Source organism: Rhodococcus sp. RDE2, from assembly GCF_020885655.1.
Lineage (GTDB): Bacteria > Actinomycetota > Actinomycetes > Mycobacteriales > Mycobacteriaceae > Rhodococcus > Rhodococcus pyridinivorans.
This window is the reverse complement of the sequence record NZ_AP025186.1, coordinates 4074958-4087235: the sequence shown is the minus strand read 5'-3', so window position 1 is coordinate 4087235 and position 12278 is coordinate 4074958. Positions and strand designations below refer to the sequence as shown.

At 68.1% G+C, this 12278-nt stretch carries 9 protein-coding genes; 5 read left to right on the top strand and 4 right to left on the bottom strand.

The window, feature by feature from the left end; genetic code table 11:
• Positions 1 to 20 precede the first annotated feature (20 nt).
• The gene (lpdA, locus tag LPH33_RS19055; RefSeq protein WP_059384716.1) at positions 21 to 1424 is read left to right on the top strand and encodes a dihydrolipoyl dehydrogenase; all 1404 of its coding nucleotides are present in this window, start codon (positions 21 to 23) and stop codon (positions 1422 to 1424) included.
• Positions 1425 to 1498: 74 nt separating this feature from the next.
• Here the strand turns inward: lpdA and LPH33_RS19050 are convergent, their stop codons facing one another.
• Positions 1499 to 2176 (bottom strand): helix-turn-helix transcriptional regulator, encoded by a 678-nt coding sequence (locus LPH33_RS19050; protein ID WP_229565429.1) that lies wholly within the window; start codon positions 2174 to 2176, stop codon positions 1499 to 1501.
• Positions 2177 to 2355: 179 nt separating this feature from the next.
• On the opposite strand from LPH33_RS19050, the gene LPH33_RS19045 reads away from it, so the two are divergent.
• The 4 genes from LPH33_RS19045 to LPH33_RS19030 all read left to right on the top strand — a co-directional run bounded on the left by LPH33_RS19045 (position 2356) and on the right by LPH33_RS19030 (position 6131).
• Positions 2356 to 3168, top strand: a complete 813-nt coding sequence (locus LPH33_RS19045) for a class I SAM-dependent methyltransferase (protein ID WP_229565427.1) — start codon at positions 2356 to 2358, stop codon at positions 3166 to 3168.
• Positions 3168 to 3500, top strand: a complete 333-nt coding sequence (locus LPH33_RS19040) for a cupin (RefSeq protein ID WP_229565425.1) — start codon at positions 3168 to 3170, stop codon at positions 3498 to 3500. The genes LPH33_RS19045 and LPH33_RS19040 overlap by 1 nt, the downstream gene beginning before the upstream one ends.
• A gap of 68 nt (positions 3501 to 3568) precedes the next feature.
• Positions 3569 to 4666: a ferredoxin reductase gene (locus LPH33_RS19035; protein ID WP_229565423.1), complete on the top strand. Its 1098-nt coding sequence runs from the start codon at positions 3569 to 3571 to the stop codon at positions 4664 to 4666.
• A 28-nt stretch (positions 4667 to 4694) separates the two neighbouring features.
• On the top strand, positions 4695 to 6131 hold the full coding sequence (locus tag LPH33_RS19030; RefSeq protein WP_229565421.1) for a fatty acid desaturase family protein: 1437 nt from the start codon (positions 4695 to 4697) through the stop codon (positions 6129 to 6131).
• Between the two features lie 75 nt (positions 6132 to 6206).
• On the opposite strand, the gene atzF is transcribed toward LPH33_RS19030, so the two are convergent.
• The 3 genes from atzF to LPH33_RS19015 all read right to left on the bottom strand — a co-directional run bounded on the left by atzF (position 6207) and on the right by LPH33_RS19015 (position 12234).
• Positions 6207 to 7955 carry an allophanate hydrolase gene (gene atzF, locus LPH33_RS19025; protein ID WP_194293728.1) on the bottom strand — a complete coding sequence of 583 codons (1749 nt, stop codon included), beginning with the start codon at positions 7953 to 7955 and terminating at the stop codon, positions 6207 to 6209.
• A gap of 5 nt (positions 7956 to 7960) precedes the next feature.
• Complete coding sequence (uca, locus tag LPH33_RS19020; protein WP_229565420.1) at positions 7961 to 11602, bottom strand: urea carboxylase; 3642 nt, start codon at positions 11600 to 11602, stop codon at positions 7961 to 7963.
• A gap of 101 nt (positions 11603 to 11703) precedes the next feature.
• The gene (locus LPH33_RS19015) at positions 11704 to 12234 is read right to left on the bottom strand and encodes a carboxymuconolactone decarboxylase family protein (protein ID WP_060650859.1); all 531 of its coding nucleotides are present in this window, start codon (positions 12232 to 12234) and stop codon (positions 11704 to 11706) included.
• Positions 12235 to 12278: the final 44 nt, after the last annotated feature.

Here is a 12278-nt window from a genome sequence, read left to right as displayed (position 1 = left end):
CGGGACTACCCTGTATATCCGTGACCTCACACTATGACGTCGTTGTCCTCGGAGCCGGTCCCGGTGGGTACGTCGCTGCTATCCGCGCGGCACAGCTGGGACTGAGCACCGCCATCATCGAGCAGAAGTACTGGGGTGGTGTCTGCCTGAACGTCGGCTGCATCCCCTCGAAGGCACTCCTCCGCAACGCCGAGCTGGCACATCTCTTCAACAAAGAGGCCAAGACCTTCGGCATCTCGGGAGACGTGTCCTTCGACTTCGGTGCCGCCTACGACCGCAGCCGCAAGGTCGCGGACGGGCGCACCAAGGGCGTGCACTTCCTCATGAAGAAGAACAAGATCACCGAATACGACGGTAAGGGCTCGTTCGTCGACGCCAAGACCATCGAGGTGGCCCTCACCAAGGGCGGCACCGAACAGGTGACCTTCGACAACGTCATCATCGCCACCGGCTCCGTCACCAAGCTGCTGCCGGGCACCGAGCTCAGCGACAACGTCGTCACCTACGAGGAGCAGATCCTCACCCGCGACCTTCCCGAGTCCATCGTCATCGTCGGTGCCGGTGCCATCGGCATGGAGTTCGGCTACGTCCTGAAGAACTACGGGGTCGACGTCACCATCGTCGAGTTCCTCGACCGCGCACTGCCCAACGAGGACGCCGACGTCTCCAAGGAGATCGCCAAGGCGTACAAGAAGCTCGGCATCACCATCAAGACCGGTGCCGCCGTGCAGAAGATCTCGGACGACGGTTCGAAGGTGACCGTCGAGATCAAGGACAACAAGTCCGGCAACGTCGAGACCGTCACGGTCGACAAGGTGCTGCAGTCGGTCGGCTTCGCGCCGCGCGTCGAGGGCTACGGTCTCGAGAACACCGGCGTCGAGCTCACCGACCGCGGTGCCATCGCGATCGACGAGCGCATGCGCACCAACGTCAAGGGCATCTACGCCATCGGCGACGTCACCGCGAAGCTTCAGCTCGCGCACGTCGCGGAGGCGCAGGCCGTGGTTGCGGCCGAGACCATCGGCGGTGCCGAGACCCTCGAGCTCGGCGACTACCGCATGATGCCGCGCGCGACCTTCTGCCAGCCGCAGGTCGCCTCCTTCGGTCTCACCGAGGAGCAGGCGAAGGCCGAGGGCTACGACGTGAAGGTCGCGACCTTCCCGTTCACCGCCAACGGCAAGGCGCACGGTCTGGGCGATCCCAACGGCTTCGTCAAGCTCATCGCCGACAAGACCCACGGTGAGCTCATCGGCGGTCACCTCATCGGCCCCGACGTCTCGGAGCTGCTGCCCGAGCTGACCCTGGCCCAGAAGTGGGACCTCACGGTCAACGAGCTCGCGCGCAACGTCCACACGCACCCGACGCTCAGCGAGGCGCTGCAGGAGGCCATCCACGGTCTCGCAGGACACATGATCAACTTCTGAGGATGCGGGGCCGACCCGAGGCCCCGCGTTCACCCTTCTTCCGTGTGGGCGGATCCCCGCTCGGATGTACCGGCTCAGCCCGTGACGACTCGACCGTCGTCGCGGGCTGACGTCGTTCCGCCCTTCTCCGGGCGCAGCACCAGCTGCACGAGACAGTTGCCGTCCTGCGGGTCGGGCCGGACGTCGACGGCGTAGCGGCTGCGCAGCAGGTCGGCGTGGTCGTCGAGGACGCGCTGGATCAATCCGCGTTGGATGCCGCGCACCACTTCGGGATTCGCGCGGGCGATCTCCGCGAGCGGGCACGTGCACAACGTGAGGCTGTGGGTGCCGAAGGCGTTCGTCGCACTCTGCGTCTCGAAACCCAACTGCTGCAGGGCGTCGATGACGAGCGTGCCGGCGTCGACGGTCGGCGCGGGTGCGAGGGTGAGCATGCTCGCCCAGTCCGAGCCCACCTCGAACGCCTTGTCCTCGCGCTCGCTCGGGGTACCCCCGATCCGCGCGGCGAGCAGCGCGACGAGATCGGTATAGGACGGTTCCTTCACCGCGACGTAACCGAGGCGCGGACGCCCGACCCGCTCGGCCGGAAGCTGCTGTGTACGGACGAGACCTTCCTCCTCGAGGCCCGCGAGATGGAAGCGGACGGTCGTGACGTGCAGGTCGAGCGTGGCGGCGAGATGATGGGCGTCGACCGGGCCCGAGGACTCCCGCAACAGTCCGAGAATCCGCTCGCGTTGCTTCACCCGCCGTGCCAAGTCTGCTCTCCTGTCGCGCCCGCGGTGACTCTCAGGTGAGGGTCACCTTATTAAAAGGAGGAAAATCCTCTATAGTCGGCGCCATGGAGGTGACAACCGACTCACCGTCCACGTTACGACCGGTCCGGAGAGCCTCGGAACCGTGGCCATCCTTGCCCTCGCAAGAAGGAGCGCAGAACATGGCGGACAAGCACGCATCGGAAGACGCTCTGCCCCTAGCGGGTAGGGACACCGCCCACCTGCCGGGACACTGGCTGCTCGCCCGCCTGGGCAAGCGTGTGCTGCGGCCCGGCGGCAAGGAACTGACGGCACGCGTGCTCGCCGACGCGCGGTTGCGCGGCGCGGACGTCGTCGAGTTCGCGCCCGGTCTCGGCCGGACGGCGCAGGAGATCCTCGCGTACTCGCCCGGTAGCTACACCGGCGTCGAATCCGACGAGACGGCAGTCGAACTGACGCGCAAGGCCATCGCCGGTGGCGGCAGGGTGGTCAGCGGCGAGGCCTCGAAGACCGGACTCGACGACGAGGTCGCCGATGTCGTGGTCGGCGAGGCGATGCTCACCATGCAGACCGACAGGCACAAGGCGGAGATCGTGCAGGAGGCACGGCGGGTGCTCCGGGCGGCCGGCCGGTACGCCATCCACGAACTCGCGATCGAACCCGACGAGGTCGACGACGAGGTCAAGACCGAGATCCGCAAGTCGCTCGCGCGCTCGATCAAGGTCAACGCCCGCCCGCTCACCGTGGCCGAATGGCGGAGCCTGTTCGAGGAGAACGGATTCGAGGTCGAGAAGATCGGTTTCGCCCCCATGGCCTTGCTCGAACCCAAGCGCATCCTCGCCGACGAGGGCGTGCCCGGCACGTTGAAGTTCGTCCGCAACGTCCTTCGCGACTCCGACGCCCGCGGCCGGGTGCTCCAGATGCGGTCGACGTTCACGAAGTACAAGGAGCATCTGGTCGCGATCGAGATCGTCGCCACGAAGAAGGAAGCGTGATGAGTACACAGCAGGTCGAGGGCAGGCTCACCCGTATCGAGGGGCTTGCGGAGCTCAACGCGGGCGAGGGGAGCGGGCCGCGCATCGAGAAGCTCGCGGCGGTCACCGGCGCCACCGTGGTGCGGCTTTCCTTCACGGCCGGGCAGACGATGGACGACCACAAGGCCGGCGCTCCGATCCTCGTGCAGGCCGTCACCGGCGACATCTCGTTCAGCACCGCCGACGAGACCGTGTCGCTCGTACCGGGTACCGCCGTCCACGTCGACGCCGGCATCGTGCACCGTCTCGTCGCGAACGCCGATTCCGTGGTGCAGCTGACGATCCTGCGCTGAGTTGTCACCGATCCCACATCGGCGACGAATGTGCACGTGAGGTGTGCGCGCCCGCGTAGTGTTGCGCCATGGCGGAACGCGGCGCTCGCCCACACGTGCACCCGGTTCGGAGATGGTTGCTGCGCACGGTGCGGCACCTGTTCACACCTCTGCGGCCCGACGACTATCTCGAGATGATCAACCCGCTCTGGACGACCCGCGAACTGCGCGGCCGTGTGGAGCGGGTCGTCCCCGAGGGCGGCGACGCCGCATCGGTGCTCATCCGCCCGGCCTACGAGTGGCGCGGGCACGAGCCGGGCCAGTACGTGCGGCTCGGGGTGATCATCGACGGGGTCTACCACTGGCGGGCGTACTCGCTCACCTCCGATCCCGATCCGGTCGACGGGCTCATCAGCGTCACACCCAAGCTCGTCGAGAACGGCGTGGTCTCGCCGTATCTGGTCCGCAAACTCGAGCCCGGCGACATCGTCCGGCTCGGCGAGGTCGAGGGCGTGTTCACCCTGCCCGACCCGCTGCCCCCGAAGATGCTGTTCATCAGCGCGGGCAGCGGGATCACGCCGATCATGAGCATGCTGCGCAGCCTCGACCACCGCGACCGCATCGACGACGTCGTCGTCGTGCATTCCGCCCACACCGAGGACGAGGTGATCTTCGGCTCGACCCTGCGCGACCTCGACGAGCGGCATCCCGGAATGTGTCTCGAGCTGTGGCTCAGCGGCGACCGCGGCCGCATCACCCCCGACGACCTCGACGATCTGTGCCCCGACTGGCGCGAACGCGACGCTTTCTGCTCGGGCCCGCGCGACCTGCTCGACGCCCTCGAAGAACACTGGGACGAACACGGTGATCCCGAAAGATTCCACCTCGAACGTTTCCAGCCGATCATCGGTGGGAATGCCGGGAGCGGCGAGGGCGGCACCATCCACTTCCTCGACAGCGAGAAAGAGGTGGAGTGCGACGGGGGAACACCCATCCTGGTCGCAGGCGAGAACGCCGGCCTGAAGTTGCCGTACGGCTGCCGTATCGGCATCTGCCACACGTGCGTCGGAACGCTGAAATCCGGGCAACTCCGGGACCTGCGGACCGACGAGGTGAGCGAGCCCACCGGGGCTACGGTGCGTACCTGCATCCACACCGCGGAGGGTGACATCGAAATAGAACTGTGAAGCAACCGGCTTCGAAGCAGGGGGCGTCGTGACGAGAAGCATCGACAGGACCGGCACCGGAACGCGGGAACCGCAGAGTCCGCTCGCGCATCTGAGCGACGACGATCTCGAGCAGATCGCCAAGGAATTCGACGCCATCCACGACGAGGTGTACTCGAGTCTCGGCGACAAGGACCGGCAGTACATCAAGAACGTCATCGCCGCGCAGCGGCAGCTGGTCGTGGCGGGGCGGGTACTGCTCTTCGCGTCGTCGTACAAGCCCGCATGGGTGGCCGGGACGGCCTGTCTCGGAGTGGCGAAGATCCTCGAGAACATGGAGATCGGCCACAACGTCATGCACGGCCAGTGGGACTGGATGAACGATCCGGACATCCACTCGTCGGTGTGGGACTGGGACACCGCCTCCACCGCGGAGGCGTGGAAGCACTCGCACAACTACATCCACCACACGTTCACGAACATCCGCGGTCTCGACAAGGATCTCGGCTACGAGATCATGCGGATCGACCCGCACCAGAAGTGGCACCCCGTCTATCTGGCGCAACCGCTCTACAACGCGCTGCTCACCGTGCTCTTCGAATGGGGTGTGGCGCTGCACGACCTCGACCTCGAGGCGTTGTGGGCCGGCGAGAAGTCGACCGGTCAGGTGATCGAGGAGCTGAAGGGCATCTTCGGCAAGGCCCGCGCGCAGTTCGTCAAGGACTACGTCGGCTGGCCGCTGGTGAGCGCCGCGCTGTTCGGTCTCGCGCAGGTCGCGCTGCAGGGCCGATTGCCCCAGCCGAAGACCTCGCGTCTGGGCCGGCGGCTGCGATCGATGAGCAAGGGGCCGATGGGTAGGGGCAGGTCCGGAAAGTTCCGCACCGCAGCCCATCTTGCCGACCGGTATCTGCCCGGCGTCGAGAAGACCTTCCTCGCGACGGTTCTCGCCGACATCACGGCAAACATCATCCGCAACGTGTGGGCGCACGCCATCATCTTCTGCGGGCACTTCCCCGACCAGACCTACACCTTCTCGAAGAAGGAGGTCGAGAACGAGTCGCGCGGAGGATGGTACGTGCGACAGCTCATCGGCGCCGCGAACATCGAAGGCACCCCGCTGTTCCACATCCTCAGCGGCAATCTCGGCTACCAAGTGGAGCACCACCTGTTCCCCGACATGCCGAGCACCCGTTACGCGGAGGTCGCGCCGAAGGTCAAGGACATCTGCGAGCGCTACGAACTGCCCTACAACTCGGGCAGACTGGGCAAGCAATGGTTCATGGTGCACCGCACCATCGCCCGGCTCGCGTTCCCGGGCGGCAAGCCCCGTCCGAAGCCCGGACCGTATCGTCGTTCGCAGGACCCCACCGGCGGTCCCGTTCCCAGCGAGGCCGCACGGTTCCGCGACCGTCTGCCCGCCGACCATCCCGACGCCGGACCGGAACACGAGGGCGGCGGTGTGAAGGTCGATCCGCCACCCCGCTGATCACGTCGTCCGGTGCGCAGTTCTCGTCGACGATGCGCGAGATCGCCGACGAGAACTGCACTCCGGAGCCGGGGGTCAGGACGCCCGGTAGGCCTTCCAACCGCCGAATTCGGTGATGTCCACCGCGTCGGCGGCTGCGTCCTGCGTGCACCCGAAACCGACGACCCACCGTCCGTCCGCCAGTTCGACGCTCGTCAACGTCATCGGGGCGGGCAGCGCGGCGAGGAAGCGCCCCAGACCGGCTTCGGAGAGCCGGAACAGTTCGCCCACGATCGCGGCACCCTCGCCCGGTGCGTGACGCACCAGGCCCGGCTTCGGCGGCGTCGTGTTCAGTGCGGCGAGACGGTACGCGTCGGAGGTGTGCACCTCCTCGACAAAGCGCGCCCCGAGTTCCTCGAGCTGGAAGTGCAGCGGCTGACCGCGCAGGTGTGCTCCGAAGACCGCGAGCTCGACGCCGGACTCGACGACGCGCGGTGCGTCCACACCGTTCAGCGCGGCCGCGACGTCCACGGCCACCTGGTCGCCGAAGGACGGGACCACGACCATGACCCCGAACGGCTCACCGGCCGGCGTCGGCACCCCGGGCACCGCCACCGCCGCCATGTCCAGCAGGTTGCAGAAGTTCGTGTAGGTGCCCATCCGCCGATTGATCGTGATCGGATCTGCCTGCACCGCGGCGATCGTCGGGTGTTCCGTCGTCGTCGGGAGCAGCAACCCGTCGAACCCGGCGAGCAGTTCACGCGCGAATGCCTTCACGTGGGTGAGCGTGTCGAGATCCTCGACGAGTTCGTAGGCGGCGGGCTTCTTCGCCCCGGCGACGATCGCGGCGACGGTGGGATCGGCGCCCTCCGGGGACGTCGACAGGAACTCGCCGACAGCCGCGTAGCGCTGGGCCACGACGGCACCGTCGTACAGGAGCAGGGCAGCGTCGAGCAGCGGTGAGACGTCCACCTCCGCGATCTCGATACCGGACTCACGCGCCGCGGCCACCGTGCGGGTGAAGGCGTCGCAGTACTCCTCGCACAGCGCCTCGAGGTCCTCGGGGCGCGGCACCGCGACGCGCAGAGTGTTCGGCGCGGCGAGTCGCACGTCCGCGGGCCAGGTCCTGCTGCGCGGGTCGCGGGGTTCGGGTCCGGCCATGATCCGGACCGCGGTCGCCGCCAGGTCGAGCGACGTCGCGAAGACCGTGAGACAGTCGTAGTCCACGCAGGCCGGGACCACACCGTGCGCCGGGATCACTCCGAGAGTGGCCTTGATGCCGACGATTCCGTGCAGCGCGGCGGGGACACGTCCCGAACCGGCCGTGTCGGTGCCCAGTCCGATGTCGGCGATGCCGAGCGCCACCGCGGCCGCCGAACCGGAACTCGAACCGCCCGAGACCTTCTCGGGATCCCATGCGCACCGCACCGCCCCGTAGGGGCTGCGGGTGCCGACGAGGCCGGTGGCGAACTGGTCGAGATTGGTCTTGCCCAGCACGACGGCGCCGGCGGCGACCAGACGCTCGACGCCCGAAGCTGTTTGCTCCGGGACGTACGCGAACTCGGGACACGCCGCGGTGGTGGGGATTCCCGCGACGTCCACGTTGTCCTTGACCGCCACGACCAGACCGGCGAGCGGAAGCGACTCACCGGCGGCGACCCGCGCGTCCACGGCGGCGGCGTCGGCGAGGAGATCGTCGGCGCTGCGCAGCGTGATCCACACCTCGGGTCGATCCACCTCGTCGATGCGGCCCAGTGCGGCACGAACGCGATCGGTGGCGGACACCCTCACCGAGGGGGCGGGCGCCGCGAATCCGACACCCGGGTTGTCGAGGGTACTGCCCATGCTCATCAGACTGCTCCGATCACGAGAAGGGGGGTCCCGGGTGCAACCTTCGTGCCCGGGCTCACGAGAACTTTCAGGACCGTGCCGGTGGTCTCCGACGGCACGGGCATCTCGAGCTTCATCGCCTCGAGGATCACCGCGGTGTCCCCGGCAGTGACGGTGTCGCCCTCGGCGAGCTCCACGCGCCAGACGTTGCCGACCATCGGTGCCTCGACGACGACGGCACCGGCCGGCATGCCGTCGAGGGGGTCACCGGCGGTGGACACCTCGATCGGCCCGCTGTCGATGCGGTCGAACTCCCCGGCCTCGAGCCAGGCCCGCTTCTCCGCGTCGAACGCGCGGGACTGCGCAGCGTGGAAGGCGTCGATGGAGTCGGCGTTGTCCTCGAGGAAACGCAGGTGGTCGGCGAGAGCGAATGTGCCGTCGGAGATGTCGGCGTCGAAGCGGCCCGCCTTCGCCGCGGCCCGGTGCTCGAGCAACTGCTCGGGCGTCACCGGTTCCCAGAGGATGCGGTCGAAGAACCGGAACAGCCACGGCTTGTCCTCCTCGAACGGCCCCGTCTGCCGGTAGCCCGACCAGATGGGGATCGTCCGTCCGACCAGCTGGTATCCGCCGGGCGATTCCATGCCGTAGACGCACAGGTACTTGCCGCCGATGCCCACTGCATCGGACGGCGTCCACGTGCGGGCCGGGTTGTATTTCGTCGTGACCAGCCGGTGCCGCGGGTCGAGCGGAACTGCCAGGGGCGCACCGAGATAGACGTCACCGAGGCCGAGGACGAGATATTCGGCGTCGAAGACGGTGTCGCGGACCTGCTCGACCGAGTCGAGACCGTTGATGCGTCGGATGAACTCGGTGTTCGACGGCAGCCAGGGCGCCTCGTCGCGCACCCCGCTGCGGTAGCGCGAGATGGCCTCGGCGATGGACGGGTCGTCGAACGACAGTGGCAGGCGGACGGTGCGGCTCGGCACCACCAGATCGCGTGTCGCGGGCAGTTCCGTCTCGAGATCCTGCAGCACCCCGAGCAGGCGGTACTGCGGCAGCACGTCGGGATCGAAGTGGATGTGCAGCGAGCGCACACCCGGCGTGACGTCGACGATGCCGGGCAGACGCGTGGCGGCCAACGCCTCCGACAGTGCGTGCACCCGCATGCGCAGACCGAGATCGAGCACCATCTCGCCGTATTCGACGAGGATGTTGTCGTCACCGCCGCGCAGATACACGACCTCGGGGTGGTCCAGGAACGGCTCGATGCGACCGAGGCGCCCACCGTCGGGTGTGCTCTGCCGGGCGACCGGCGGGAGGTCGGCGCCGCGGACCGCACTGCTGCGCAACTCGACGGCACCCTCGTCGGTGACCGGCACGAACCGCAGCGAGTCGCCGGGGCGGATCTGGCCGAGCTTCCAGCGATGACCGGAGACCACCGTGAGCGGGCACGCGAAACCACCGAGACTCGGACCGTCCGGGCCGAGAAGGATCGGGGTGTCGCCGGAGACGTTGAGCGCGCCGACGCTGTACGGATTGTCGTGCAGGTTGGACGGGTGCAGACCGGCATCGCCGCCGTCGGTGCGTGACCAGGTGGGTTTCGGGCCGTCGAGCCGAATGCCGGTGCGGTTGGCGTGCGTCTGCACGGTCCACGTCGCGTCGTAGAACTGCTGCAGGTCGTCGGCGGTGAAGTAGGCGGGGGCCGGTTGCGGGCCCTCGGTTACCGCGAGATGCCAGGTGTGCCCGAGGATGGGGCGGATCGCGGTGGGGACCGGCGCCGGATCGGTGAGCGCCTCTCCGGACGCGAGGCCGAGCACGTCGCCGGTCACGAGCGCCCTGCCGGTCGGGCCACCGAAGCCGCCGAGCGTGAACGTCGATGCGCTGCCCTGGTAGAGCGGCACGTCGAGTCCGCCGCGGACCGCGACATAGGTGCGCAGGCCGGCGTCGACGGGGGCACCGACCTCGAGAACGGAACCGGCCGGGACCTCGACGGGCTCCCACATCGGCGCAGGCGTCCCGTCCACGGTGACCTCGGCGGGGGCGCCCGTGACACACACGATCGTCGGATCGGAGAACCCGAGGCGCGGGCCGAGCAGGGTGCATTCGAGGCCGGGTGCGCCCTCGGGGTTGCCGACGGCGACGTTCGCGGCGCGGAAGGAGAGATCGTCCATCGGGCCGGACGGCGGAATCCCGACCTCCCACAGTCCGATCCGCCCCGGGAAGTCCTGGACGGTGGTCATCGTGCCGGCGCGCAGCACGTCGATGCGACGTCCGGTGGGGTGGATGTCCGCCAGCGTCGTGGTGACATGCTCCGCATCGAGAACCGTTTCCTCGGAGCAGATCCTGCGCAACTGCGACAGGTTCGTCTGCACGCCGTGGACCCGGGTGTCGTCGAGTGCCTCCGCCAACCCGGCGAATGCCGTACGCCGCGACTCGCCGCGCACGATCACCTTCGCGAGCATCGGGTCGTAGAAGGTGCCGACCTCGGTGCCCGTGTCCACCCACGTCTCGGTGCGGGTGTGGGCGGGGAACTCGACGTGGGTGAGCAGACCCGCGCTCGGCCGGTGGTCGCGACCCGGATCTTCCGCGTACACACGGGCTTCCACAGCGTGCCCGGTGATCTCGGGTCCGGAATCGGGCAGGCCGTCGAGGATGCTCTCGTCGCCGCGTGCGAGGCGCAGCATCCACTCGACGAGGTCGACGCCCGTGACCTCCTCGGTCACCGGATGCTCGACCTGCAATCGGGTGTTCATCTCGAGGAAGGACACCTCGTCGCGGTCCACGTCGTAGACGAACTCGACGGTACCGGCCGATCGGTACTGCACCGACGACGCGAGAGCACGTGAGCACGAGAGCATCTGCTCGACGATGCGATCGGGGAGGTTCGGTGCGGGTGCCTCCTCGACGACCTTCTGGTTCCGGCGCTGCAACGAGCAGTCGCGGGTGCCGAGGCTGATCGTCCGGCCGTGTCCGTCACCGAAGACCTGCACCTCCACGTGCCGAGCGCGGGGGACGAACCGCTCGAGGAAGACGCCGGAGGACGAGAAGTTCACGGTGGCGAGCCGGATGACGCGTTCGTACGCCTCACGCAGGTCGCCGGCGCTGTGGCAGGCCTGCATCCCGATACCGCCACCTCCGCCGACGGCCTTGAGCATCACGGGATATCCGACGTCCTCGGCCGCGGCGAGCGCGTCGTCGAGAGACTCGAGCAGGCCGCTGCCGGGGACGAGAGGCGCGCCGACCGCGCGGGCAGCCTCCCGGGCGGTGTGCTTGTCGCCGAAGACGCGCAGCTGGTCGGGGGTCGGCCCGACGAAGGCTATTCCTGCCGCTTCGCAGGTAGCGGCGAATTCGGCGTTCTCCGAAAGGAACCCGTAGCCGGGGTGGATCGCTCCCGCACCGGTGGCCAGCGCCGCCTCGATGACGAGATCGGCCCGCAGGTAGGACTCGGCTGCGGGAGCGGGACCGAGCCGGACCGCGATGTCGGCGAGTTCGACGTGTGCGGCCGCTGCGTCGGCGTCCGAGTAGACCGCCACAGTCTTCAGGCCCAGCTTGTGCGCGGACCGCATGATGCGACACGCGATCTCGCCACGGTTGGCGATCAGCAGGGTGTCGAAGGCGAAGGCCGAGGGGACCGACGCTTCTGTATACGTCTTTGTGGACATGGCTGTATACGCTATGGACCAGCAATGACGCTGCTGTGACGTTGTGTAACAGCCTTGTTAGGGATCGCGCCGTCGACCGGATGTCGGCCGGTGCGGACTGATCAGAAGTCGCGTTCGATCCGCAGCACACCGATGGTCGTCGCGAGGGCGTCGTACTGCGTGACCAACAGGCAGAATTCGATGAGCCTGCGGTCGTCGTAGAACTGCGCGAGCGACGCCCACGTCTCGTCGGACAGATTCTTCGTCGCCATGAGTTCGTCGACGGCGGCGAGAAGGGCACGATGCCTCGCCTGCCAGCCGGGAGCGTCGGGTCCGGCGACGATACGCTCGCGCACCTCGTCGGTGATGCCGGCACGGCGACCCAGGCGGGTGTGGTGGTCGAATTCGTAACCGCACTCGCGCAGATGCGCGACGCGCAGGATGACCATTTCCGATTCGAACCGGCCGAGACGGCCGAACGGCATGAGCATGCCGGCGTAGTGCAACCACCCGCGGAACAGTCGTCCGGTGCGGCCGAGGGTGCTGAACAGGTGGGCGTCCGAGGTGCCGCCGGCGGCGGACAGGGCCTTCCATGTCACCCAGTTGATCGGGCCGAGTTCCTTGAAACGTCCGGGCGGGATGCGGGGTGTCATGAGCGCCAGTGTGCCGCACCGCACCCGTCCGGTCACGTGACACG

What these genes read in the sequence shown, in the direction of transcription:
- LPH33_RS19045 (WP_229565427.1), top strand. Translation starts at nt 2,356, where the DNA reads ATGGCGGACAAGCACGCATCGGAAGACGCTCTGCCCCTAGCGGGTAGG.
- LPH33_RS19040 (WP_229565425.1), top strand. Translation starts at nt 3,168, where the DNA reads ATGAGTACACAGCAGGTCGAGGGCAGGCTCACCCGTATCGAGGGGCTT.
- LPH33_RS19035 (WP_229565423.1), top strand. Translation starts at nt 3,569, where the DNA reads ATGGCGGAACGCGGCGCTCGCCCACACGTGCACCCGGTTCGGAGATGG.
- atzF (WP_194293728.1), bottom strand. Translation starts at nt 7,955, where the DNA reads ATGGGCAGTACCCTCGACAACCCGGGTGTCGGATTCGCGGCGCCCGCC.
- uca (WP_229565420.1), bottom strand. Translation starts at nt 11,602, where the DNA reads ATGTCCACAAAGACGTATACAGAAGCGTCGGTCCCCTCGGCCTTCGCC.
- LPH33_RS19015 (WP_060650859.1), bottom strand. Translation starts at nt 12,234, where the DNA reads ATGACACCCCGCATCCCGCCCGGACGTTTCAAGGAACTCGGCCCGATC.